The organism is Francisella sp. SYW-9, from assembly GCF_008711465.1.
Classification (GTDB): domain Bacteria; phylum Pseudomonadota; class Gammaproteobacteria; order Francisellales; family Francisellaceae; genus Francisella.
The window spans coordinates 21,290-45,848 of record NZ_VXKQ01000033.1; the positions used below are offsets into that span (position 1 = coordinate 21,290).

Here is a 24,559-nt window from a genome sequence, read left to right on the forward strand (position 1 = left end):
AGTCTCTTTGATTTAGATGACTATTTTAAATAATGAATAGAAAAAAACTCTCTTTAGTAATATTATTTTTTTTTGCCTTACCACTAATTAGTACTGCTAATTCTGTAGCTAGCATAGATACTGATGCTAAAAAATTAGATAATGATACGAAGCATATCGAAAAGGATACAAAAGGTCTTTATAAGCTCCCTAAAAATTACTACAACATTAATGATCTTGATGGTATTACAAAAAAGACTTTCAAACCTATGGCATATATTAGTGTCAATGGTGGTTGGGGACAACAAACAAACATGTCTAAAGGTGGTGCAACTATAGTAGCTAGCTTAGGCTATAGATTTACAGAGTCTTTTGCTTTAGAGTTTGTTTATCAGAATTTTTTAGTTAGTGAATACAATACAACTCAAAATAATAACTACTTTGCTGGTGCTGCCAAATATTACTATAAGATAAACAATTATATAACAGCTTATGCTGCTGCTGGAGTTGGTCTTGGTCATACAAGTATTAATGGTATCGCAAACCAGCAAAATGCTCCTAGTGACTATTTAGCTACAAATGACACTTGGGGAGGTTTTGCTGTATTTCCAGTAGGTCTAATGTTTCCAATCAAATATGTCGATAACCTTAGTTTGAAAGTTACATATACATATACAATTTCTTTTTCAGGAGACTCACAAAACTTTGTAACTTCAGGTCTACAGTACTCTTTTTAAACCCTATTTTCTAAAACTCTGTTTTTCAGATAGTTTATAGTCTAAGAATGTACTAATATGATTTTTTTTATCTTTAAAGACAAAGTTATTATAAACTATCATGTACATTAGTACCTTTCTTATATAGTGTCTAGTCTCTCCAAACGGAACATTTTCTATCCAAATTGGTGCTGGGACTTCTTTTTTATTTAACCATTTAGCTACATTACCAGGTCCAGCATTATAAGCAGCTATTCCAAGCACTGTATTTTTATCGAACAACTTCTCTAAGAAATGTAAATTTGCTGTACCTAATTTAATATTATTCTGAGGAACAAATATTTTAGTATTCATATTTTCAGACTTACTTCCAACTAAAGAAAGTTTATATTTTTTAGCAATAAATTTAGCTGTAGGCTCAGTGACTTGCATTAAACCTTTTGCTCCCGCCCAAGATCCTGCCTGTATGTCAAATAAAGACTCTTTACGCATTATAGAAAGTACAAGATCTCTATCAACACCAAATTTTTTAGTATTTTCATCCACAATATTTATAAACGCCTTAGGGAAAAGCATATCAATATTATCGTACTTGCCAATCACTGCCATATTAAATATAGCTGCATAATACATATGGTTATCTTCTGCTAAACGTGCAAGCTCTTTTATCTCAGTGATTTGCTTTGCTTTTAGCTTATTTCTTATACTCCAACGCCATATACTTTTAGAGTCTTTATATTGACCCATTTGATATAAATCAATAGCTTGCTCAGTAGCATCTTGAGATAGTAACTTTTTAGTTTCACCATTACTTAATTTATCAGTAGCATTATTACCAAAATTATATGGCTTACCTAATTTATCAGATGCTAAGAATGAGTAATAATTTAGTGGCTCTTTGATCAGCTTTTGATATATTTCTTTGGCTTTTGTAGTCTGTCCCTCTTTATCATAGCTATAAGCTAACCAATATCTCCAAGCCTCATCTTGCTGAGATTTTTTCGGTAGCTGATAATATGTTTTTATAAAACCTGTAAAATTATTATTATAGAGTTCTACTCTTAATAACCATTCCCAAGCTATCGTATCTAAATATCTCTTATCAACTTTTGCTAACCACTGTTTTGCCTCTGGTGACTGAGATCTTGCAAAACTAACAGCAATTACAGAAATACATTCTTGTTTAGTCTTTTTACTTAAATATCTTTTATTTTTTAAATTATCCCATACTCTTGCATATTGAGTTGGACTTTTATTAATAAGATCTTTTGATATATCAAAAAATACTTCATCAAAATGCTTATAGTTATGAAATCTATTTATAAACTGATCTAACTTAGCAGGATTTTTTGTAGCCTCTTTCCATGCTGTAATATAATTAACGTAATCTCTATTATTTTTCACATAAGTATTTAACAACCATAAACTATCATCAAACTTATTAGCAAATGCAAGAGTATAAGCTTTATTAATTATGTAAGCTTTAGGCTTATAATCTAATTTATTCCAGTACTTTTGCATATCTGAACAAGCAGACGGCATATATACACGATTCTGCCATAAATTAGCAAACTCTTTTAAGGCTTGAGTTTTATCTCCTAAAGAATATTCTGCTTGCATACTCCAACATTTACCTGAGATTCCCAAATCATCTTTATAATACTTCTTAAAAAGTTTCCAATCTTGCTTTTGTGCATAATATTCTGCTAAATCATCCGAAAGTCTATCTTTCCAATACTTATTATCATTTTGCTTAAAATACTCATCAATTGTATCTTGTTTAAAAATACTAGGATCACTACTAATCTCTTTATACTGAAAATACGGATAAATACTTGTATTTTGAAGTTTAGATTTAAGATAATAATAAGACTTATAATCCTTTGATTCTAAATCCTTCAATGCTTGTTTTGAAACTTGGACCTGCTCTGTTGTAAGACTATATCCAGCTCCTACAGATAGGAATAATAAACAACTTGCTACAAACTTTTTATTAATCATAATAACTTAATTATTAGAAATTTATTTTGCTAAAAATACTAACATTATTAAGGACAAAAAACTAATGATTATACATAATAAGCTAGCTAATCATATTTAGAAAATTCATTATCTCATCAGAGCTTCAGATTTTAAGCATCAAATATACTAAAAATTAGTACATTTGTCTTAGGTTAGATTACAATTATAAAAATAGATACTATTAAATTGATTTTAGAATGAAAAACAAGCTGAGTTTAATTGCTATTTTTGCTTTTATATATTTAATTGTGGTGATTATTTTTTATAGTTTAAATAACCGATATAGTTATCATTTTTCTACCCCAACACCAACAAATAAAGAAATCTCAAAAGATATAAGTGTAAAGACTATTGCTAATTTAGACTATTTTAAATATAACCACGCATCATCAGTAACAACCTCAGGTAATACACTTTTTATAACTTGGTATAGTGGTGATCATGAGACAGCTCCTAACACAAACATAATGCTAGCAACAGCTAAAAAGATAGATGGGCATTGGAAATTTTCTAAAGCAAGATCTGTTATGAATCGTCAAGAGTTTCAATCTATATTTAAAAAACATATTCATCACTTAGGAAACCCAATCATATATGCTCATGGCAAAAAGATATGGTTAATTTTTACTTCATCTACAGGAGGTTGGGTTACATCTTCTTTGAATACCATGTATTCAACTGACTTAGGTAAAACTTGGAGTAAACCTAGACTAATTATTGCTTCTCCTATTTTTAATTTCAGCACTCTTACTAGAGGCTCTGCTATTACATTAGAAAATGGCAATTTTGCTGTTCCTGTATATAAGGAGTTTAATAACCTAAATGGAAGATGGTTTATCTTTAACAATAGTGGACACCTTATAAATGTATCAGAAATGACTAATGATGGTGTAAACTTACAACCTACCGTAGTACCTCTATCAAATACACATGCTTTGGCTTTTTATAGACAAATGCATAGCTCAATTAAAAAGATCTACACAAACCAAACATATGATAGTGGGCAAACATGGACTAAGGTAAAACCTACACAACTTAATAATCCAGACTCAGGAATTGCAGCGATAAAAACTAAAGATGGCATACTTCTAGCTTATAATAATGCTAGCTCTGGTAGATCAAACCTTAGTTTAGCTTATAAATCAGATAACTCTCAAGATTGGAAAAACATATATACTTTCCCAAACAAAGCCAAAGGTGAGCTATCTTACCCTGCTTTTACTTTCTATAAAGATAGTATTATTCTATCATTCTCAGATAAGCTAAAGAAAACTATAAGAGTTGTAGAGATTAAAGGAGAGAAAACTAATGCTTAATTATTATAACCTTCTAGCAGCAAACCTTTTTACAATATATATTTTTCTTAGGCTACTAGGATTTTTACAAAAGAAAGTACTATTGATACTAACTATTATTTTATTAGCTCTAAATTTAATAAGTGTGACTTCAGATAGTGAAACTATCTATTATTTTATTACTGGAGTTACAAGCTACTTTAGCTTAGCATCTTCATTATTTTTAGTAGTTATTATTGCTTCAATATTTATCAGTAATAATGCTATCGTTTTCCCATATACTAGCTTAGGTTTTTTGCCAATATTAGTTATTTTTTATGGACTATTTTTTATATTTTCATATAAACTTTATGACTTTGGTTTTAGTCCATATATAGTTACACCTTTTATTTTCATCTATGGATTAGTACTTTTACTTATATCTAATAGATTTATATTATTTAATATAATAATTGTTATATCATCAGTGCTGTTATTAACTAATATTCTGCAGGCTAATATTTGGAATTATTTACTTGATCCTGTTTTACTAATAATCTGTGTTATTGAGATAATAAGATCATTAGTTATATATCGTTCATCTCGAAAGAAAAAAGATAACTACAAAATAAGATATTATTAGATCACTTCTTAAAACTAAATTTATTAGATAGTTCTATACGCAAAAGGTCACTTAGCCTTTCATTATTGCTTTTCAAAACTAAATTATCGTAAATGACCATATTTACCAAAACATATCTAACATAGTTTCTAGTCTCAACGAATGGAATATTCTCTATCCAGATTGTTGCTAGAACTTCTCTTTTACTTAACCACTTAGCTACACTTCCTGGACCTGCATTATAGGCTGCTATACTTAGTATCAAATTATTCTTGAACAACCCCATCAAAAAATTCAAATTTGCACTTCCTATTTTAATATTAACTGTAGAATTATATATTTGCTGATCATCAAATGAATTCAGTTTATATCTTTTAGAAATAAAATTGGCTGTCGAGTTTGTAACCTGCATCAAACCTTTTGCTCCTACTGGAGACTCAGCCTTACGATAGAATAAAGACTCTCTACGCATAATAGCAAATATCAATGACTCTTCTAAAGAGTATTTTTGAGACTGTTCACTCACAAGATCTATAAAGGGATTAGGGAATAAAATCTTCAAATGCTTATTTAAACCTAACATACCCATAGTGAAAATAGCTTGATAGTGCATTTTATTATATGATGCTAACTTTGCCAAACTATAAATTTGAGAGTTATCCTCATTATTTAACTTCTGCCTTATGACCCATTTCCATAACCTAGTAGAATCTTTATATTGCTTAGAATTATATAAAGCTATTGCTTGATAGATATTTTCGTCTTTTAATAACTCTGTATGTTTTGACTTAGATATTGTGGTTGCCTTTTTAGAACCAAGGTCATATGGTTGTCCTAAAGCATCTGTAGCTAAGAGAACATAGTAATCAAAGCCTTTTTTTGAAGCTAATTCTTGATAAATATTATTTGCTTTTGACTTATAGCCAGTTCTAGCATAACTATATGCTAACCAGTACTTCCAAACATTCTCTTTTTGTAAGTGTTTAGGTAGTTTTTGATATGTTTTTATATAGTTTTAAAAGTCTAGATTGTATAAATCTACTCTTAATAACCATTGCCAAGCATTATTGCTATAGTAACGACTATCAATTTTTAAAAACCATTTCTCAGCACTTTTATTATGATTTTTAGCTAAGCTAACAGCTATAGGCAAGGTAGCCTTGCTATATAGTTTAGTATCTAAGTATTTTGTATTTTTTAATCCTTGCCATATTTTCGCGTATCTTTGAGGGCTACTTTTTGTTAAATCATTTGATATCTCTATTAATACTTCATCAAACTTAGGATAATCATGATATTTAGCAATAAATTCATCTAAGCCTTTAGGGTTATTTGTAACTTCTTTCCACGCATTTATATACTCAGTGTATGATTGCTGTTTAACATGCTTATTAAGTAAGGCTAGTGCACTATCAAAATTATCATCAAATGCCAAAACATAAGCTTTATCTACAACACAATCTTTACCCTTATTTGCATACCCCTTCCAATATGTTTGAATATCTGTACATTCTAAAGCCGATGGAGTCTCATCTTGATAAAATCTAGTAAAATCTAGAATAGCATTTTGTCTAAATCTTTCATCTTTACTATCTTGAGCTATCCAGCATTTTCCATCAGTTTCTAAATTACCATCATAGAACTTTTTAAACATTTGCCAATTTTTATTTTTAGCGTAATGTATTGCTAGATCATCACACAAAGCTGATGGCCAATACTCACTTTGATGAGTGTTGATATAGTTTGAGATCTGCTCTTGTGTAAAAGCTTCTGGATTTTGAGAAATATTTTTATACTTAAGGTAACTGCTTAGACTAATATTCTTTAAATTGGATCTAATCTGAGAATTATTAGAGTTTTGTTTTTGTTGAATCTGCTTTAGTTGCTGTTTTAAATTATTAATCTGTTTATCTGTCAAACCATATGACAAAATCGATAAAAAACTAACACTAGATACAACAAGCCACCTAAACCACAAACTATTCCCCTTTTATATCCTCTCAACTAAATTTATAACAAAGTTCGCTGACTCCTGTGCTGCATTTTTTGCAAATTCATCAAAATTTTCTGGAGCATCTCCATCAGCAGTATCTGAGATGCTTCTTAAAATTAAGCTTGGGACTTTCATCTCATTACATACAAGGTTAACACTACCACCTTCCATTTCTATAGCTTTTGCATCAAACTCATTAACAACAAAATCTTTTTTCTCTACTGAACTAATAAACTGATCTCCTGTTGCTATAATTCCAGTATGAAGATCGAGCCCTAGATCTTTCGCAACCTTTTTAGCATGATTCAGAATCATATCTGAAGTCTTAATTTGCACTTCTGATATTGGAATCTTACCATGCGGATAACCAAATGCTGTAATATCTACATCATGCTGTACTGTTGCCGTTGCAGCAATCATATCACCTACTTTTAACTCTTGTAAACCGCCTGCAACACCTGTAAACAATAAAGCCTCTGCACCAAAATGCTCTATCATTATAGTTGCTGTCAAAGTTGAAAATACTTTACCAATTTTACTATACGCAATAATGAGCTCTTTGTCTTTATATGTTGCTAAATAGTATTTATTATTTGCATACTCTACTGTTTCATAACTATCTAACTTCTCTAATATTGGTTGGATCTCTATCTCCATAGCGCCCAAAATTGCTATTTTCTTCATTCTTTTAACCTTCTATTTCTATTTTTGTTACTTTTCTAAATCCCTGTGGTAAAAGTACACCTCCGCCAGAAGGCTTATCAGTTAGATATGTTTCTATATTTTTACTATCTATACGAATAAATCTTTTGCCTGCATTTAAGATAGCCTCTTGCTCTGAATTTAATAACTCCACAAACTTAAGTTTATCTTTTTTATCAAGTCTAATAATCGACTTACCTTTACCCTTTTTAAGTATAGCAAAATTAGCAAAATCTCGTATTACCGTTCTGCCATTAGAGCTTACACCTAACATTTTTAAATCTTCAGCAAACGGTATAAATTTAAATACATCTTCACCATCAAAGATATTTTTACCAGTAACTTTATTTGCGATAAGATCCTCTGCAGCAATGACAAAGCCTTTACCACTAACACTAGCGACCAAAAAGTGCGAAGCTGCATTGACGAATTCCATATTAATAATCTCGTCTTTCTTATCTAATGGAATATAGGTAGTTATATGCTCACCATAACCTCTAGCTGAAGGGAATTTATCAATATACATTGAATAAGCTTTACCAAGCTTTGTAAAAAATACCACTTTAATATTGCTATTACCTGAAACAGCAAGAAAAGGCTTATCTTCAGGCTTATAGTTTAAACCTTTAGGGTCTATATTATCACCTTTAGCACATCTAACCCAGCCAGCTTTTGATAAAATAACGGTTACCTTCTCACTAGGTATTAGATCTTTTTCCTCTAATGCTTGAGCTTTTTCAGCATGTATAAGTTGAGAACGTCTATCATCACCAAAGTCTTCTAATATTTGCTTAAACTCTTTCTTCATTAAGTTTCTAAACTTAACTTCGCTATTTAAATACCCTTCTAAAAGTTCTTTTTCTTTGGCTAGTTCTTTTTGTTCTTTCTTAATTTCAATTTCTTCAATTTTCGCTAACTTACGCAATCTGATATTTAAAATTGCTTCGGCTTGAATTTCTGAAAGAGAAAATCTATTTTGTAATTCAACACTTGGATCATCATAATTTCTAATAATCTCAATCACTTCATCTATATTTAAAAATGCTATAAGTAAACCTTCTAAGATATGTAAACGCGCAAGTACTTTATCTAGACTAGTTTGTAGTCTTCTACGTAAAGTTTGTCTACGATATTCAAGCCATTCAGTTAAAATATCTAAGAGATTTTTAACTTTAGGTTTATAGTCTAAACCGATCATATTCATATTGACACGGAAGCTTTTCTCAAGATCAGTCGTCGCCAATAAGTGACCCATTATTTTCTTGATATTTTTCTTTGTAGTTCCTGAGTATAAAACTATCTTAACAGGTTCTTTATCATCAGATTCATCTTGAATATTTTTAATCCAAGTAATTTTCTGCTGCTTAAGCTGATTTGCTATCTGCTCCATTACAGAGGCACTTGATACTTGATGAGGTAACTTTGTAATCACTACATTACCGTGACTATCGTAGTCATATACAGCTTGTTGCCTAATTGATCCTGTACCAGATTTATAGACATCTGATATTTCTTCTCTAGTACTAATTATATTTGCTCCACCTGGATAATCCGGAGCTTCAACAATCTCTAAGACATCCTCTATTGAAGATTTAGGGTTTGATAGCAAGTGCAAGCAAGCATTAATAATCTCTGTAATATTGTGCGGGGGTATATATGTCGACATCCCCACTGCAATACCCATAGCACCATTTAGTAAAATATTTGGTACTTGTGCTGGTAAAAGCTTAGGCTCATCCATAGTACCATCAAAGTTTTTAACCCAATCCACAGTACCTTTTTTAAGTTCATCTAATAGCAAAACGGCATACTTAGATAAACGTGACTCAGTATAACGCATTGCTGCGAATGATTTTGGATCATCAACTGACCCCCAGTTACCCTGACCATCGATAAAAGGATAACGATAAGAGAAACTTTGAGCCATTAAAACCATTGCTTCATAACACGCACTATCACCGTGAGGATGATATTTACCTAAAACATCCCCTACCGTACGAGCAGACTTCTTATATTTTGATAGATGACTTAAGCCAATTTCACTCATTGCATAAATAATACGCCTTTGCACAGGTTTTAAACCATCAGATATATGTGGTAAAGCTCTATCTAATATTACATACATTGAATAGTTTAGATATGCTTGCTCTGAAAACTCTCCTACAGATTGCTTATTTTCTAAACTTGAGAATAGATCCATATAGTCTTATGAATATTTAATATTTTAATCAAATTATATATTAAATGTTGTAGTGATGCTACGACTCAAGCTTAAGGTCGCATATAGATTCTATACTTTCATATCATCTATCTTTTTAATCATAATAGCTAAAACTATATTTTCTTAAATAAGCTAGTTGATTATACTATTATATTTAATATAGAATGTAATCAAGTTGATGTTTAAAAGTGTTAATCACTTGAAGTATGATAAATCTAAAATCTTTTTGTAATACTCTTTACCCTTAATTATCACACCTATTCTATTTAGTACTTATTTTGCTAGATATTACTATGCAAAAAGTACTTATCGCAACTAAAAAATTCCAAGTAAAACAAAATAACTGTAATAGGTGTATTATGATAAACAATCAATATAAATACGGAGAAAATCAACCAGGAAACAATTCTGTTTTTTATAAAGACTATCCTCAACTACAAGAAATTAAAAAGAAACTACCACTACGTGTATTAAGTGAAAATGATTTTAAACACTGGCAAACCTATGGTTATGTAGTCATCAAAAATGCTATTCCAAAAGAAGATGCTAAACAAACTGTCGATTTCCTATGGGAGTTTAGCGAAATGAGGCAGAATGATAAATCAACATGGAAACCAAACAAAACTGTATATCGAATGCAAGAGCTTAATGGTAGTGGTATGCTTGAGTGCTATCACCATCCATTATTATGGAAAAACCGTCAGAATCAAAGAGTATATGACGCTTTTGTAGATATTTGGGATAGAGAAGATTTATGGGTTACTATTGATAGAGCTAACTTAAGTTTACCAATCAAATATAACCAAAAAAACTTCAGTGGTTTTTTACATTGGGATGCAGATTCAACATTAAAACCCCTACCTGTAAATGTGCAAGGTGTACTAGCATTAAGTGATACAACACTATCTAGCGGCGGCTTTCAATGTGTTCCAGAGCTATTCAAAAACTTCTCAAAATGGGAGCAACAACAACCATCAGATAGAGACCCATTTACACCAAACATAGAAACAGTTCCATACCCTGCAAAACCAATTCTTGTCAAAGCTGGGGATCTTATTATTTTTAATGCAATGTTACTTCACGGCATTCGCCCAAATACATCTGATGATGAAGTAAGATTAGCTCAATATATATCAATGACTCCTGCAGAGCCAACTAATCAAGCTATTAAAAACTGGCGAGTTAAATCATTTGAGGAAAAAACAGCTCCTGATGGTTTTGCTTTTGAGGGCGATCCAAGAGAATGGGAAAAAAACAAATACTTTCCTGCTAAGCTTAATTCTTTAGGAGAGAAGCTATTAGGACTTAAAAGCTACTAAAAAGTTTTAACTAAATATTTTTCTATATCAAATATTATGTGAATTTGTAGTCTAGCAATAAATATTTAATTCGCTTTAATACCAATAACAGCCTTATTTAAATTATTAGTACTTAAAGAATATTAAGAAGCATCATAATATTAAATTAGTTTCTGCTGCTGCATATGTATTGCACCATAATGCAATACATTGTATCATTATATTGAATTAATAAATTAATCCGGAGGTTGTAATATGAAATTAGGTGATCTTTTAGTTAAAATTACTAAAAAGTTAAACATCGATACTGTTTTTGGCGTACCAGGAGATTATGTCATGAATGGTCTTGACTACTATGAAAAAGATCTTGATATAACACTATGCACAACTTGTAATGAGCTAAATGCTGGATATGCTGCTGATGCTTATGCAAGATCAAAAGGCTATGGAATGGTAATGGTCACTTCAGGTCCAGGAGAGCTTAGCTTAGTAAACGCAATTGCTGGAAGCTATGCGGAGAATGTGCCTGTACTGCTGATTGCAGGTTGTCCCAATGATACTTTAATTGAAGCTCAATTACCTGTACACCATAGCCTTGGTGACTATACATCTCCAAGATTCAATAGAGTATTTGAAACAATTACTTGTGCATCATCTTCTGTTACAAAGCATAATTTTATCCAAGAAATAAATCGTGTCATTAGCACTATGATTAAGCAGAAAAAACCTGCCTATATTAATATTCCAATCAATCTTTTTGATATAGATATTTCTGAAAGTATCGAAGATATACACTTACTTGGTAATCTTGAACAAAACTTTGTTGATACTTCTATTAAAAAAATTTCTTCTTCTAGTAGACCATTACTAATTTTAGGTAATGATATTAAAGGAAATGAGGATATTATTAAAAGCTTTATAGAAAAAAATAATGTTCCTTTTGTCTCAACATTTGCAAGCAAAAGTATTCTTGACGAAGACCACCCTCTTTTTTGTGGAATATTTGCTGGAAATTTTTCAGACTCTACCACATGCGAAATTGTTAAAAACTCAGACTGTATAATATCTATTGGTGTTTTAAATAGTGATCTTATTTTAGGTGGTTTTTCTATCAACAACTATATAAATGAGAAAGAAATAATTATATTTAATAGAGTTAACTACCAAATAGAAAAACAATTCTTTTCTATTAATATCGATTATGATAAATGTTTAGAAAAACTATTCCTAAATTTAAATAGCTTAGACTTTCAATTTTCTGAATTCAAAAATAAGTATTCATTTAGTTCTAATAAAAATACTGAATTTAGTGGTGAACTTACACAAAATAAGTTTTGGCCTTTTATTTCTACAAATATACTTAAAGATAAGGATATTGTTATTGGTGAGATAGGATGTTCAGCTTTTGGACTAATACCTGAACAAATGCCTAAAAATGCTACTTTTATAGCTCAGCCTAAATGGTCTTCTATTGGATACACTTTACCCGCCGCTTTAGGAGCAGCAATGGCAAATAAAAATTCAAGAATTATGCTATTTATTGGTGATGGATCTTTTAATTTAACAGCCCAAGAACTTTCAACAATATCAGAACATAATCTCAATATTAATATCTTTGTTATTAATAATAATGGTTACACTGTTGAAAGAGGTATACATGGACCTAATGCAAAATATAATGATATTACTAAATGGGATTATATTAAATTTGCTGAATCTGTAGGTATTAATGATGTTTTACGAAGCAAAAATTTTTCTGAATTAGCTAATCTTAATGATTTTTTATCTAAAAAAGGACCTAAGCTAATAGAACTTTTCTTTGATCCATTTGATGCTCCTAAACTTCTAGAAATGATTACTACTTCTCTAGAAGCATAAAACATTAATAATTAAATTTTAAGTATTTTTTTTACGATGATAAGCTATTGTTTCTAGCTCTTTTGAAAAAATGAACTTATTCCTTCTCAGAAAATCTAATGTTTTCATAATATCTGTAAATCCAGAAAGAATCCAAGCTTGGATAGTATAGTCAAAAGTTGTTTTTGCTTTTAGATATCTACTAATCCCAGAGCGACATTCTTGAGTTAGAAAATCTGTCGCTGGGAATTTTATAGCGATAAAGCCTCTTTTGTCATATACTGCCATTTTTGCATAAGCTCCTAGACTTGAGATCTGCTCTTTTATATCTTTAAAATCTTCCCATGCTAGAAGAGTCTTTTCAACAGCTTCTTTCTCAATAAAGCGCATAGATTTTGAATTATAATTTTGCTTTAAACTATATGACTCTTCTTTTAACTCATTATATTTTTCAAGAAGTTCATTATAGCGTCTGTTTAAAGTTAGATTTGATATTTCTAAACTATCATTTTTGTTAGATACTTCAACGTGCTTTTGTTTCAGCTTTTTAGTTTTTTCAGACACTTGCTGGTCTATATATTTTTTCAAATTACTACGTATGCTAGTAGCTATCTGATTTTCTTCAACGGAGTATTCTTTTAGTGTCTTTTGTATTATTGCCAATAACTCATCACAAGGTTTATTTTGTAAAGGCTCCTCTTCTACTTGAGCTTCAATAAGAGCCTTTTTCTTATCTTGTTTATATAAAGTAACCTTCTCTACTAAATCAATGATTGAGATATTACCACCAATAAGCTTTCTCACCTTATTAACAGTAATATCCTCATTCTGTGACTTTAATAATTCACATTTTTGATTTACAAGTTTTTGCGTTACTTTTTGTGACATTTTATATTTTTTCTTCTTCTCTTAAAGTTAAAACTTCACAACCATCTTTTGTCACTAAAATAGTATGCTCCCATTGAGCAGAAAGAGATCTATCTTTAGTAACAGCTGTCCAGCCATCTTTTAAAACTGATACAGCTCTTTTACCAACATTTATCATTGGCTCAATTGTGAAAATCATACCTTCTTTGATCACCTCTCCTGTGCCGGCTTGACCATGATGCATAACATGAGGAGGTTCATGGAAACTAGCTCCTATACCATGGCCACAAAAAGCATCAACTATTGAATAACCGAATTTTTTAGCATGCTTTTCAATAACCGCACCAATATCACCAAAATAATTACCTGGCTTTACTACTTCTATACCTTTCCATAAGCACTCATGGGTTACTTCAACTAGCTTTTTAGCCATTACTGATGGTTCACCGATCATAAACATCTTACTTGTATCACCATGATAACCATCTTTTTTAACAGTTACATCAATGTTTAAAATATCACCTTTTTTTAGCTTTTTATCAGCAGGAATTCCATGACAAACAACATGATTTATCGATGTACATACTGATTTAGGGAAACCATGGTAGTTAAGAGGTGCTGGATATGCATCTTGCTCATTAACAATATAATCATGACATATCTTATCTAACTCTCCTGTTGTGATACCTTCTTTTACATATGGAGTAATCATCTCTAAAACTTCTGCTGCTAATTTCCCAGCAACACGCATTTTCTCAATTTCTTCAGGTGTTTTTATAATTATTTCACTCATACTTCAATACTAAACTTTTCAATAACCTAGTTGGTTATTATAAACTATCATATTGTGAATATATAGATGCTAAAAAAGTATGTTTATAAAATTATTTAGCGCTTTGGTTTTAAGCTTCAATAATATTTAATTTCTCAACCAGCTCCCAAAATATTTTCTTAACAGGAGAAATTAGAGCCTCTTTTCTCATTACCACACCTACTGATAAATTTGGTAATCCAACTGTCTCTATTATATTAACAGATTCGGATAAATGGCTATGTTTTAATACTACCTTTGGTAATATTGAAATTCCTATACCAGATGCCACCAATGATAGAATTGCTTCATTCCCATCAACATCACTATATATTTCTGGTTTTAAGTTTTGTTTGCGAAACCATTCATCTAAATTACTACTACCAATATGGTGTGACGGTCTAATAAATGGAATATTTCTAATAGCCTGTTTTAAATTTTTAACTTTTCTTATCGTTGGTGCAATCATAACCATCTCTGTAGTTAAAACTTCTTTAACGCAATAGTTATTAGGAATATCTTTTGAAAGTATACCTACAATTACGTCTGTAGTATCCTCTTCAAGTTGACTCGTACAGTTTTTTATTGACCCAGTAGTTAACTGTATCTTAATACCTGGGTAATTAATGTGTAGTTCCTTAATAATATTAGGTAAGACAGCATATGATGCTGTTACTGTACAAGATAACCGAATTTCTCCCGTTATTTGTCCTTTTTTAGGATGTAATATACAGTTTAAATCTTCATACTTCTGCAACATCTCCTTGGCAAATTGATAATAAACCCTACCAGCATCTGTTAATCTAATATTTCTATTATCTCTTTCAAAAAGTAGTATATCCATTTCTTGTTCAATACGCTGAATAAGACGGGTTAGAGCTGAGGGTGTCATAAAACATTTCTTACTTGCCCTACCAAAATGTAGTGTTTCAGCTAATACTTTAAACGCATTTAGTTCTCTTTTATCAATCATAAAATCTATTTATTGCATTTTCCGCAATAAATGATTGCAATTTTTTCACTTTATTTCAAGCAATACTTTCTATACATTTACAATTAGATTTACGATAAAAGAGCCAAATATTGGAGAAATATTATGAAAATTCAAAGTAACATTTTTGAAGTTAAAGAATACAACTTAGGTGGGCACAATGAAACTATCGTTGCTGGTGGTCGTCATTTATTTGAAAAACTACCTCAAGCGTTTGAAGGAATCAAACAAATCGGTGTAATTGGTTGGGGATCTCAAGGTCCAGCCCAAGCGCAAAATTTACGTGATTCTTTGGAAGGAACTGGCATCAAAGTTAAAGTTGGCTTACGTGCTGGCTCAAGCTCAGAAAAAGAAGCTGAAGCTGTTGGTTTTACTAAAGAAAATGGTACTTTAGGTGAAATGTTTGATGTTATTAAAGAATCAGATATGGCTTTAATATTGATATCAGACGGAGCTCAAGCTAAACTTTATGACAAGATTATATCTGCTGTTAAGCCAGGAGCTACTTTAGGATTTTCACACGGTTTCTTAATTGGCTTTGTTCAAAGTATTAATCATAAAATTAGAGATGATATAAATATTATCGCAATGTGCCCTAAAGGTATGGGGCCTTCTGTTCGTCGTTTATATGAGCAAGGTAAAACAATAAACGGTGCAGGTATCAATAGTAGTATTGGTGTTTACCAAGACGCTAATGGTAAAGCAACAGAGCAAGCTCTAGGTTGGGCTATTGCTTGTGGTGCGCCATTTGTATTCCCTACAACTATGGAAATGGAATATCGCTCTGACATCTTTGGAGAAAGAGGCGTATTGCTTGGTGGGGTTCATGGAATTATTGAAACTTTATACAAATATTTCACAGAAGATGGAATGGACAAAGAAGAAGCTTTCCGACGTACTGCTGAAGCAATCACAGGTCCTATATCTAAAATCATCTCTACTCAAGGTATGAAAAAAGTATATGAAAACCTAAATGCTGAAGACAGACAAAAATTTGAAAATGCATACAACGCTGCTTACACGCCTCTTTATGACATTTTAATTGAGTGTTATGAAGATGTAGAAAGTGGTGATGAAATCCGTTCAGTTATTAGGGCCAACGCTCGCCATAATCGTCTACCAATGGGTAAAATTGACAATACAGAGCTATGGGAAGTTGGTAAAAAGGTAAGAGCTGAGCGTGATCAACATGAGACGCCTATTGATCCGATTACAGCAGGTATATATATTGCCTGTATGATAGCTCAAACCGATATCTTAGTGGAAAAAGGACACTTATATTCTGAGATCGTCAATGAATCTATTATCGAAGCTGTAGATTCACTAAACCCGTATATGCATTTTAAAGGTGTATCACATATGGTTGATAACTGTTCAACTACAGCTAGACTTGGTTCACGCAAATGGGCGCCTAGATTTGACTACAACTTAATGCAGCAAACTATCCCATGCATAAACACTAAAGCAGGTGCAGATGCTCCTTTTGAGAAATTTGCTAACCATCCAGTTCATGAAGCTTTAGCTGTTTGTTCAACTTTACGCCCATCTGTGGATATAAGTGTTGTAGAATAAATAGTAGTATAAAATCCAATTCCTAAAATCTCATGCAAATTAAAGAAGCTCAACAAACCATAGAAAAGCTTTTTAAAAATATTTCTCATCCAAGATTAGCTAGCTTTATCGCTCTAACTGAAGAAGTTGGTGAACTAGCTAATGAAATTATGCAAAAAGAAATCTATGAAGAAGCTTCTGATAATGAAAAGATCAAATCAGAACTAACTGATGTATTAGTTTGTGTCCTTGAAATTGCAAATCTATACAATATCGATCTTGAGCAAGAATTTAAAAACAAAATACAAAGTCTAGAACCACGAGTTAAGCAATGGCAAAGCGCTAGCAAACTACTTAAATCTAAAAGAGAAAAACTAGATTAAATATAGCCTTTATAGTTTATGTATTATTATTTTATATCTAGCTATATCTTTTATAATATTTTTGTACTACACTAGGAGTGTAAGGATAGAAAATTTTCAAGAGTTTAATTTTCATTATATTAATTTCAGTTTTTGCTTAATCACATAAATTGTCATTTCATATAGTCCATACATAAATTAATAGCCTTAAGTGGCTATAGAGAACTAACCAAATAAAATTAAAGAGAATTAGAAATGGATAATAAATCACAAGGTACAGTAAAATTTTTCAATGACCAAAAAGGATTTGGTTTTATAACTCCTGAAAATGGCGGTAAAGATGTATTTGTACATATATCAAAGTTAGATGGTGAAACATTAGCTGAAGGTCAACAAGTAAGTTTTGAAACTCAAGAAGGTAGAAAAGGCCCTGAAGCTATAAATATCGAGGTACTATAATGCCAAGTATTAGAGTAGATGAGCGTAAACCTTTTGATATTAGTTTAAGAAACTTCAAGCGTGCTTGCGAAAAAGCTGGAATCAAGCAAGAGCTTAGAGATAGACAGCATTATGTTAAGCCAACTGAAAAAAGAAAAATTGCTAAAAGAGCTGCTGTGAAAAGAGCTAGAATTGCTCAAAGAAGAGCTTTTAGTTAATTAATTTCTTATTCAAATTTTTCTTAAAAATTCATTTTATATTTCAAATATATTAAATAACTTACTATATTAGGCAAATACCTTTTATAGCCCAAGATTTTATATAATTCTTTTATCAAATTTTTGTATAACCCATAATGGGCCTATTAGTAAAAATTGAATATCTTTTAAGAACGATGGTTTTTTACCTTCTAAATGATGACCATAGAACTGTAAAGCCCAACCAATGACAAATATAAGAAGAGAAATCAATAAAATATCTGGAATAAGAATAGCTACACCAAGCATTACTAGACTTGCTACTAACATAATCCAGGCATATCTAAACGATAATGAGAAATAAAAACATAATGCTAGAACTATCAAAATCAATGTTAGCCAAAGACTTATCGAATATAGTATTCCAATAATTGAAAAAGTAATTGCTGGAACACAAATAGTGTGAATCTTCTGATTAATAGCATTTTTGTGACTCAATGAGTATTCATATAGCCAACTTTGTAAATCACGTCGCATAAGTAATTATTTTAATAATAGCATTATTAAAAGTTTACATTAAAAATAATCTTTTAAAATAGCAAGTTTGTTACTTTATATATTTAAAGGTCTAACAAACATTTTTCTTTTGTTAGCTTAAAAACTAACCTATTATGTAGACTATCCTTCCTATACAAACTCGCTCCTAGCTTTTCTACAGCTTTCTGTGAACGGAAATTCTCAACCCAAATATCAAAAAATACAGTCTTAATAAAATTAAAGGCATAGCTAAGCATTAACTTTTTGACTTTCTTATTTAATTCAGTTCCCCAATATTTTTTTGCATAAAACGTATAGCCTATCTTTATTGATGATGTAACAGAGTCATACTCATAATATCTTGTAGAACCGACTAATTCATCTTTATAGTAGATCAAATAACAATTTTGAGGATTATTTATTCCACTATCAAAAAACTTCTTAAACACTTCCTTTTTATATCTTTGCTTATCATCATGCTGATCCCAAATTTCAGGATCACTAGCCACACTAAATAACTTATCAAAGTCATCATTGTTCATTACTTTAAAACAAACATCTTCACTAAATAAAGATTTATTAAAGTCCATAGATTTTGTAACTTTTTTATACATTTTATTATTAAATCATATAGTATGAAGTTTTGATACTTTATTCTGCAAATAGCTAACTCCTCCATAAAGAATTTCTCATTTCTAGGTATCACAAATTAAGTTATCTTTTATAATTAAGTACTATGATGCTAATAATGCATTTACGACTGTAGTATTTCTTCCTTCCCTCAAATTTGAATATGTCCCAGAGTTGGCATAATCAACATTATAGTTCCATACAAATATTCCTTTCAAATTCTTCTTATTAGCATATGCTATTACACCATTTATAAACCTATCATCTATATTCGATTTATCTTCTGCTTCTCCGACTTCAATACCTATATTAAGCTTACTAAATGGAACACCTAGTTTGTTATATGATAATACAGAATTTTTTGTATAAATAAGTGCTTGCTTGCTACCAACTTTTGGCCAAGAATATGACATAACATTATAGTAATCTATATATTGAGAAATGCGATAATTTCCAGAGAAAAACCATCTTGCTGTTCCCCATGAACAACTTGAGTTTTTAAGCCATAAACACATTCTATTATTAGAATTAATCGAAGCACCACATGCTCCTGTATGCGGTAAATCAATAGATATTAGTTTACCTTGCTTTCTTAAATTATTACTTAAATCTGATATAAATATCTGGAAATTTGATTTAAATACTGGAGAAGAATTAGGAACATCTACATCTACATCAATACCTACAACTCCTGTCTGCTTTACAATATTTGACAATGAATCAACGATTGTTTTAATATTAGCATTACTTTGATTAAAATATTTCCACCCTTTACTATTTGTAGATCCTCCAAAAGATAACATAAACTTATTTGCTGGCTTACCGCTCTGTAATATATAATCTTTGACTTTAGCAATACTCAAAGCTACTCCACCAGGAGCTCCCCAATATAAGGAAGCTCCTATATTTGTTACAAAAGCTATATTACTAACCGAAGTTAAAGTAGAATAAGGTTTTTCTTTTAGTATTGACGCTCCACTACCCCAGTTTATTACAAAACCTGATATCTTGTTAGAATCATATGCTGCCGTTGCTGAACTTACTATTAGAAAGCTTAGCGATAGCCAGATGTATTTCATATAGGAAATAACTATATTCCTTACTATTAAAATACTTTTAATTCTATAGCAATACTTTACTTAGCTATAGCTATTCATTGCAGCTTTTTTCTTTAAAGTATTTAATTATTTGTACTACTCAACAGTTACAGATTTAGCTAAATTTCTAGGTTGATCAACATCTGTGCCTTTAATTATTGCAACATGATATGAAAGAAGCTGAAGAGGTATTGTAAATACTATTGGTGCACTAAAATCATGACCACCATCTAACTCCAGTACAATACTATTATCAAAATTAACTCTATCCTTAATTGCTTTATCAACAAAGAGGATTAATTTACCACCTCTTGCATGAACTTCTTGAAGATTTGAAAGAGTTTTATCTAATAAGCCATCATTAGGTACTACTGCTACTATTGGCATATTTTTATCAACTAATGCTAATGGACCATGCTTTAACTCTCCAGATGGATAAGCTTCTGCATGTATATAAGAGATCTCTTTGAGTTTTAAAGCTCCTTCGACAGCTATAGGGAAATACAATCCCCTTCCAAGAAATATTGTATGCTCTTTATCTGAGAAGTACTCACTTATTTCATCTATCTCAGGATCAAGCTTTAAAGCACCCATAACTAAAGCTCGAGTATTTTTTAGCTCTTGTGTATATTTTGCAATCTCTATATCTGTTAAACTCTTTCTAAGCTTAGCCATTGCTAATGTAAAGATTGCTAAAGCTATTAGCTGAGTAGTAAATGCTTTGGTAGATGCGACACCTATCTCAACGCCTGCTTTTGTCATAAATGCAATATCAGACTCTCTCACTAATGAGCTATTGGGTACATTACATATACACATACTTCCAGCATAACCTTGATTTTTACTCTTTCTGAGAGATTCTAAAGTATCCGCTGTCTCACCTGACTGAGATATACTCACAAATAAAGAACCATCTACAACAACATTATCTCGATATCTAAGCTCACTTGCAATCTCAACACTACAAGGTATCTTTGCATACTTTTCTATCCAGTATTTAGCTGTCATACCAGCATTATAACTTGTACCACATGCAACTATACAGATATGCCTAGTTTTCTCGAATAACTCTTTTGCTCTATTATCAAAATTCTCTAAGCTAATTTCATTATCATCTTTTAATGATGCTAAAATTGTGTTTGAAATAGCTTCAGGCTGCTCATATATCTCTTTAAGCATATAATGCTTATAACCATCTTTTGATGCACTAGAAGTTGAATAATTATACTCTTCAACTTCAAGATTTTTTGAAATTCCTTGAGCATCAAAAACTTCAACACCATCCTTAGAGACTATCGCAATATCACCTTCGTCAAGATAAGAAAACTTATTTGTCACTGGTAATAAAGATAAAGCATCTGATGATACAAAATTTTCATCAATACCTACACCTATAACTAAAGGTGATCCAGAGCGCACCGCTATAATCTTATCAGGAAAGTTTTGTGATATGATTGCTAAAGCATAAGCACCTTTTAATAAGGCTATAATACGCTTAATATTTTCTATAACTGATTCTTGAGTATTCCACTCTCTATCTAATAAGTGAGCAACAACCTCGGTATCAGTATCTGACTTAAACTCATAGTTATCAGCTATTAATGATTTCTTAAGTTCAGAAAAGTTTTCTATAACACCATTATGTACTATACAAAAACTCTCTGATGTATGAGGGTGAGAATTTTCTTTTGACGGTTTACCATGAGTTGCCCATCTAGTATGTGCTATACCTATATTCCCCTTAAACTCAGGCAAAGCTCTTACTGATTTTTCAAGCTCAATAACTTTACCAACTTCCTTACATATATCTATATTTTTCTGATTATCAATTACCGCCAAACCTGCTGAATCATAGCCTCTATACTCAAGCTTTTTTAGACCTTCAATTAAAATATTTGTAACATTTCTCGTTGAATTTGCACCAACTATTCCACACATAATAAAATCCTATTAACTATATTACTTATCAGTTTTCTTTACAGGTCTTTCCCAACTATCAATATGTCGTTGCCTAGCTCGTGATATTGCTAAATTATCAGCAGGTACATCTTTTGCTATTGTAGATCCTGCTCCGACAGTAGCACCTTGACCTATACTTACAGGAGCAACTAATTGAGAATCCGAACCAATAAATGCATAGTCTTCAATTATAGTTTTGTGTTTATTTACACCATCATAGTTACAAGTAATTACCCCAGCACCTATATTACAATTCGAGCCAATTTCACTATCACCAAGATAAGTTAAATGAGATGCTTTTGAGCCCTTACCAAGAACAGTTTTCTTTGTCTCAACGAAATTCCCAATTACAGCTTCTTCTTTTATATCACAGTCTGGTCTAACTCTAGCAAATGGACCAACAATAGCTCCCTTTCTTACAATAGAACCATCAACCATACTATTTGACTTAATTTTAACATTATCTTCTATAATACAATCCTTTAAGATACAGTTCGCTCCAATAACAACATTATCACCAAGCTTTACATTACCTTTAATAATTACATTAACATCAAGCCAGCAATCTTTACCCACATTTAAGTGACCTCTTACATCAAACCTATTTGGATCAGCAATACTAACACCTTTAGCCATAATTCTATCAGCTATAGTTCTTTGCCAAGTTCTCTCAAGATCTGCAAGCTGCTGTCTATCATTGACACCAAGTATTTCAAACTCATAAATTGGATGAGTTACATTTATAGATAAACGATCATTCTTAGCAAATGTAACAATATCTGTTAAATAATATTCTTTTTGAGCATTATTAGCTTCTAGATTAGGTAACCATTTTTCTAAGAGATTTTTATGAGCACAATAAATACCTGTGTTTATTTCTTTTATCTGACGCTGTACATCATTTGCATCTTTTTCTTCAACAATCTCTGATACTGATCCAAATCTATCTCTTACAATTCTTCCTAAACCTTTAGGATTATCAACAAAAGCAGTTAAAACACCTAGGTCATAGTCATGAGTCGTAGATACAAGATTATCTAGAACTTCCGCTGATATTAAAGGAACGTCTCCGTATAAAATTAAAACTTTCTGACTTTTTAAATGTGGTAGCGTTTGTAATACAGCATGCCCAGTCCCTAGTTGCTCTTCTTGGTAGACAAATGTTATACCTCTACCATCTAAAACATTCTCAACCTGCTCTTTTAAATGTCCTGTTACAACAACGATATTATCGGGATTCAATTTTTCTACAGACTCGACAACATGGGTGATAAGAGGTTTACCTGCAAGTGTTTGTAAAACCTTCGGTTTATTTGAGTTCATTCTAGAACCCTTGCCTGCTGCTAAAATTACAACTGATAAATCCATAATATAAAAATCTCCTACTTCTTATTTTTATAATAGTTTTCTAGCAAAACTGTGATAATTTGATAGTGATCTTCTAGCATTCTATCATACATACTATTAAGAATTGACCTTATAGGAATCCATTTCGCATTTTTTGCATCATCTGCTGCTTTAATATCTGGTAATTTTTGCCATTCCTCAAATACAAATAATCCCACATGGCTAATTGTTCTACCCCGAACTGATCGAGATGGGTAATCAAAAACCTTCTCATATCTTTTTGCTATTGCTAACTGCTCAACTGTTAGGTCAATATTTGTTTCTTCAAGCAACTCTCTAACAATTGCTTGCGATACCGTCTCTGTATACTCTAAGAAACCTCCTGGTAATGCCCAGAGATTTTTACCTGGAAAACCATTTCTCTGTACTAAAAGTATATGATCATTTACTATTACTAAAGCATCTACAGTTACTAGAATTGGTTTATATGGTGCAGACCTCCATGATTTCTTATATTCTATGACATAATTATTCTCTTGTACTAAATCATAATATTTTTGTGTTTTCATAAAATCATTAAGAAACTTGTATGTAGCCATATTAGAATTTTCGCTACACATGTAATCAGACTTAATAAGACCTTTATAGAATTCTAGCCTAAAATCAGTCGCATTATAGTTTTTATAATTATCAACGGTAATAAATCCCCATTCAGGAAAGCTTTCAAGGTAATAGCTAGAATCATCTTTCATATGTCCAACAATAGCTACTGTTTGATCACTTCTAGTATGTTTAGCAACATTACTACGTAAAGCTTCTTCCCACTTTTGCTCTTCATAGAAAAAATCTGCAAGAGGCTCTATCATAACTCTAGACAAGTCAATACCTGAGATTTTTAGATCCTCCTCAATCATCATTTTTCTTTGATCAAATGAGAAAGGGTTTTTAATGTTAGGAGCATTGAAAGAACTCCCAACGTTTATAATTATCTTATCACTATTTGAAAGAGCCACTAAAATATTGTGTAAATGTCCTTTATGGAAAGGCTGAAACCTCCCTATAAATACTGAAATATCATACATTTTATT

General features: G+C 31.1%; 23 protein-coding genes. 9 read left to right on the forward strand and 14 right to left on the reverse strand.

Annotated features, from left to right (window positions below; genetic code table 11):
* Positions 1 to 32 precede the first annotated feature (32 nt).
* Positions 33 to 716 carry an outer membrane protein gene (locus F3D62_RS13000; RefSeq protein WP_224732691.1) on the forward strand — a complete coding sequence of 228 codons (684 nt, stop codon included), beginning with the start codon at positions 33 to 35 and terminating at the stop codon, positions 714 to 716.
* A 3-nt stretch (positions 717 to 719) separates the two neighbouring features.
* Here F3D62_RS13000 and F3D62_RS11680 read toward each other — a convergent pair whose 3' ends face one another.
* Entirely contained in the window at positions 720 to 2,696 is a 1,977-nt protein-coding gene (locus F3D62_RS11680) for a lytic transglycosylase domain-containing protein (protein ID WP_150468429.1), read from the reverse strand.
* A 218-nt stretch (positions 2,697 to 2,914) separates the two neighbouring features.
* On the opposite strand from F3D62_RS11680, the gene F3D62_RS11685 reads away from it, so the two are divergent.
* Positions 2,915 to 4,033, forward strand: a complete 1,119-nt coding sequence (locus F3D62_RS11685) for an exo-alpha-sialidase (RefSeq protein ID WP_150468430.1) — start codon at positions 2,915 to 2,917, stop codon at positions 4,031 to 4,033.
* Positions 4,026 to 4,634 (forward strand): hypothetical protein, encoded by a 609-nt coding sequence (locus tag F3D62_RS11690; protein WP_150468431.1) that lies wholly within the window; start codon positions 4,026 to 4,028, stop codon positions 4,632 to 4,634. The genes F3D62_RS11685 and F3D62_RS11690 overlap by 8 nt, the downstream gene beginning before the upstream one ends.
* A 1-nt stretch (position 4,635) precedes the next feature.
* Here F3D62_RS11690 and F3D62_RS11695 read toward each other — a convergent pair whose 3' ends face one another.
* From F3D62_RS11695 to parC, 4 genes are all read right to left on the reverse strand, one after another.
* Positions 4,636 to 5,226 (reverse strand): lytic transglycosylase domain-containing protein, encoded by a 591-nt coding sequence (locus F3D62_RS11695; protein WP_150468432.1) that lies wholly within the window; start codon positions 5,224 to 5,226, stop codon positions 4,636 to 4,638.
* Positions 5,227 to 5,628: 402 nt separating this feature from the next.
* Positions 5,629 to 6,591 carry a hypothetical protein gene (locus F3D62_RS11700; protein WP_150468433.1) on the reverse strand — a complete coding sequence of 321 codons (963 nt, stop codon included), beginning with the start codon at positions 6,589 to 6,591 and terminating at the stop codon, positions 5,629 to 5,631.
* A 12-nt stretch (positions 6,592 to 6,603) separates the two neighbouring features.
* Positions 6,604 to 7,290, reverse strand: a complete 687-nt coding sequence (locus tag F3D62_RS11705) for a 5'-methylthioadenosine/adenosylhomocysteine nucleosidase (RefSeq protein WP_150468434.1) — start codon at positions 7,288 to 7,290, stop codon at positions 6,604 to 6,606.
* A gap of 4 nt (positions 7,291 to 7,294) precedes the next feature.
* Entirely contained in the window at positions 7,295 to 9,508 is a 2,214-nt protein-coding gene (parC, locus tag F3D62_RS11710; protein ID WP_150468435.1) for a DNA topoisomerase IV subunit A, read from the reverse strand.
* A 380-nt stretch (positions 9,509 to 9,888) separates the two neighbouring features.
* Between parC and F3D62_RS11715 the strand changes: the two genes are divergently transcribed.
* Positions 9,889 to 10,848 (forward strand): phytanoyl-CoA dioxygenase family protein, encoded by a 960-nt coding sequence (locus F3D62_RS11715; protein ID WP_224732692.1) that lies wholly within the window; start codon positions 9,889 to 9,891, stop codon positions 10,846 to 10,848.
* A 234-nt stretch (positions 10,849 to 11,082) separates the two neighbouring features.
* On the forward strand, positions 11,083 to 12,705 hold the full coding sequence (locus tag F3D62_RS11720) for a thiamine pyrophosphate-binding protein (protein WP_150468436.1): 1,623 nt from the start codon (positions 11,083 to 11,085) through the stop codon (positions 12,703 to 12,705).
* An 18-nt stretch (positions 12,706 to 12,723) separates the two neighbouring features.
* Here the strand turns inward: F3D62_RS11720 and F3D62_RS11725 are convergent, their stop codons facing one another.
* The 3 genes from F3D62_RS11725 to ilvY form a co-directional block, all read right to left on the reverse strand.
* Entirely contained in the window at positions 12,724 to 13,572 is an 849-nt protein-coding gene (locus tag F3D62_RS11725) for a hypothetical protein (RefSeq protein WP_150468437.1), read from the reverse strand.
* A 1-nt stretch (position 13,573) separates the two neighbouring features.
* Positions 13,574 to 14,344 (reverse strand): type I methionyl aminopeptidase, encoded by a 771-nt coding sequence (map, locus tag F3D62_RS11730; RefSeq protein WP_150468438.1) that lies wholly within the window; start codon positions 14,342 to 14,344, stop codon positions 13,574 to 13,576.
* A 109-nt stretch (positions 14,345 to 14,453) separates the two neighbouring features.
* Entirely contained in the window at positions 14,454 to 15,335 is an 882-nt protein-coding gene (ilvY, locus tag F3D62_RS11735) for an HTH-type transcriptional activator IlvY (RefSeq protein WP_150468439.1), read from the reverse strand.
* Positions 15,336 to 15,458: 123 nt separating this feature from the next.
* Between ilvY and F3D62_RS11740 the strand changes: the two genes are divergently transcribed.
* The 4 genes from F3D62_RS11740 to rpsU all read left to right on the forward strand — a co-directional run bounded on the left by F3D62_RS11740 (position 15,459) and on the right by rpsU (position 17,922).
* Positions 15,459 to 16,925, forward strand: coding sequence for a ketol-acid reductoisomerase (locus F3D62_RS11740; protein ID WP_191092612.1), 1,467 nt, complete (start codon positions 15,459 to 15,461; stop codon positions 16,923 to 16,925).
* Between the two features lie 32 nt (positions 16,926 to 16,957).
* Positions 16,958 to 17,287, forward strand: a complete 330-nt coding sequence (locus F3D62_RS11745) for a MazG nucleotide pyrophosphohydrolase domain-containing protein (protein WP_150468441.1) — start codon at positions 16,958 to 16,960, stop codon at positions 17,285 to 17,287.
* A gap of 234 nt (positions 17,288 to 17,521) precedes the next feature.
* On the forward strand, positions 17,522 to 17,725 hold the full coding sequence (locus tag F3D62_RS11750) for a cold-shock protein (RefSeq protein WP_150468442.1): 204 nt from the start codon (positions 17,522 to 17,524) through the stop codon (positions 17,723 to 17,725).
* The gene (gene rpsU / locus F3D62_RS11755) at positions 17,725 to 17,922 is read left to right on the forward strand and encodes a 30S ribosomal protein S21 (protein WP_150468443.1); all 198 of its coding nucleotides are present in this window, start codon (positions 17,725 to 17,727) and stop codon (positions 17,920 to 17,922) included. The genes F3D62_RS11750 and rpsU overlap by 1 nt, the downstream gene beginning before the upstream one ends.
* Before the next feature lie 99 nt (positions 17,923 to 18,021).
* Here rpsU and F3D62_RS11760 read toward each other — a convergent pair whose 3' ends face one another.
* The 6 genes from F3D62_RS11760 to F3D62_RS11785 all read right to left on the reverse strand — a co-directional run bounded on the left by F3D62_RS11760 (position 18,022) and on the right by F3D62_RS11785 (position 24,553).
* Positions 18,022 to 18,438: a DUF962 domain-containing protein gene (locus F3D62_RS11760; RefSeq protein ID WP_150468444.1), complete on the reverse strand. Its 417-nt coding sequence runs from the start codon at positions 18,436 to 18,438 to the stop codon at positions 18,022 to 18,024.
* 83 nt (positions 18,439 to 18,521) lie between these two features.
* Positions 18,522 to 19,028 (reverse strand): GNAT family N-acetyltransferase, encoded by a 507-nt coding sequence (locus F3D62_RS11765; protein WP_150468461.1) that lies wholly within the window; start codon positions 19,026 to 19,028, stop codon positions 18,522 to 18,524.
* Between the two features lie 144 nt (positions 19,029 to 19,172).
* Entirely contained in the window at positions 19,173 to 20,147 is a 975-nt protein-coding gene (locus tag F3D62_RS11770) for a glycoside hydrolase family 18 protein (protein WP_150468445.1), read from the reverse strand.
* 114 nt (positions 20,148 to 20,261) lie between these two features.
* Positions 20,262 to 22,103, reverse strand: a complete 1,842-nt coding sequence (gene glmS / locus F3D62_RS11775) for a glutamine--fructose-6-phosphate transaminase (isomerizing) (RefSeq protein WP_150468446.1) — start codon at positions 22,101 to 22,103, stop codon at positions 20,262 to 20,264.
* A gap of 21 nt (positions 22,104 to 22,124) precedes the next feature.
* Complete coding sequence (gene glmU, locus F3D62_RS11780) at positions 22,125 to 23,492, reverse strand: bifunctional UDP-N-acetylglucosamine diphosphorylase/glucosamine-1-phosphate N-acetyltransferase GlmU (protein WP_150468447.1); 1,368 nt, start codon at positions 23,490 to 23,492, stop codon at positions 22,125 to 22,127.
* 14 nt (positions 23,493 to 23,506) lie between these two features.
* Positions 23,507 to 24,553 (reverse strand): bifunctional nicotinamide-nucleotide adenylyltransferase/Nudix hydroxylase, encoded by a 1,047-nt coding sequence (locus F3D62_RS11785; protein ID WP_150468448.1) that lies wholly within the window; start codon positions 24,551 to 24,553, stop codon positions 23,507 to 23,509.
* Between the last annotated feature and the right edge of the window lie 6 nt (positions 24,554 to 24,559).

Bases quoted from the DNA above. Each gene is read 5' to 3' on its own strand.
- F3D62_RS11770 (WP_150468445.1), bottom strand. From the start codon at position 20,147: ATGAAATACATCTGGCTATCGCTAAGCTTTCTAATAGTAAGTTCAGCA.
- ilvY (WP_150468439.1), bottom strand. From the start codon at position 15,335: ATGATTGATAAAAGAGAACTAAATGCGTTTAAAGTATTAGCTGAAACA.
- F3D62_RS11750 (WP_150468442.1), top strand. From the start codon at position 17,522: ATGGATAATAAATCACAAGGTACAGTAAAATTTTTCAATGACCAAAAA.
- F3D62_RS13000 (WP_224732691.1), top strand. From the start codon at position 33: ATGAATAGAAAAAAACTCTCTTTAGTAATATTATTTTTTTTTGCCTTA.
- F3D62_RS11680 (WP_150468429.1), bottom strand. From the start codon at position 2,696: ATGATTAATAAAAAGTTTGTAGCAAGTTGTTTATTATTCCTATCTGTA.
- F3D62_RS11740 (WP_191092612.1), top strand. From the start codon at position 15,459: ATGAAAATTCAAAGTAACATTTTTGAAGTTAAAGAATACAACTTAGGT.
- F3D62_RS11695 (WP_150468432.1), bottom strand. From the start codon at position 5,226: ATGCACTATCAAGCTATTTTCACTATGGGTATGTTAGGTTTAAATAAG.
- F3D62_RS11765 (WP_150468461.1), bottom strand. From the start codon at position 19,028: ATGGACTTTAATAAATCTTTATTTAGTGAAGATGTTTGTTTTAAAGTA.
- glmS (WP_150468446.1), bottom strand. From the start codon at position 22,103: ATGTGTGGAATAGTTGGTGCAAATTCAACGAGAAATGTTACAAATATT.
- F3D62_RS11785 (WP_150468448.1), bottom strand. From the start codon at position 24,553: ATGTATGATATTTCAGTATTTATAGGGAGGTTTCAGCCTTTCCATAAA.
- F3D62_RS11690 (WP_150468431.1), top strand. From the start codon at position 4,026: ATGCTTAATTATTATAACCTTCTAGCAGCAAACCTTTTTACAATATAT.
- F3D62_RS11760 (WP_150468444.1), bottom strand. From the start codon at position 18,438: ATGCGACGTGATTTACAAAGTTGGCTATATGAATACTCATTGAGTCAC.
- F3D62_RS11725 (WP_150468437.1), bottom strand. From the start codon at position 13,572: ATGTCACAAAAAGTAACGCAAAAACTTGTAAATCAAAAATGTGAATTA.
- F3D62_RS11745 (WP_150468441.1), top strand. From the start codon at position 16,958: ATGCAAATTAAAGAAGCTCAACAAACCATAGAAAAGCTTTTTAAAAAT.
- F3D62_RS11720 (WP_150468436.1), top strand. From the start codon at position 11,083: ATGAAATTAGGTGATCTTTTAGTTAAAATTACTAAAAAGTTAAACATC.
- rpsU (WP_150468443.1), top strand. From the start codon at position 17,725: ATGCCAAGTATTAGAGTAGATGAGCGTAAACCTTTTGATATTAGTTTA.
- map (WP_150468438.1), bottom strand. From the start codon at position 14,344: ATGAGTGAAATAATTATAAAAACACCTGAAGAAATTGAGAAAATGCGT.
- glmU (WP_150468447.1), bottom strand. From the start codon at position 23,492: ATGGATTTATCAGTTGTAATTTTAGCAGCAGGCAAGGGTTCTAGAATG.
- parC (WP_150468435.1), bottom strand. From the start codon at position 9,508: ATGGATCTATTCTCAAGTTTAGAAAATAAGCAATCTGTAGGAGAGTTT.
- F3D62_RS11685 (WP_150468430.1), top strand. From the start codon at position 2,915: ATGAAAAACAAGCTGAGTTTAATTGCTATTTTTGCTTTTATATATTTA.
- F3D62_RS11705 (WP_150468434.1), bottom strand. From the start codon at position 7,290: ATGAAGAAAATAGCAATTTTGGGCGCTATGGAGATAGAGATCCAACCA.
- F3D62_RS11715 (WP_224732692.1), top strand. From the start codon at position 9,889: ATGATAAACAATCAATATAAATACGGAGAAAATCAACCAGGAAACAAT.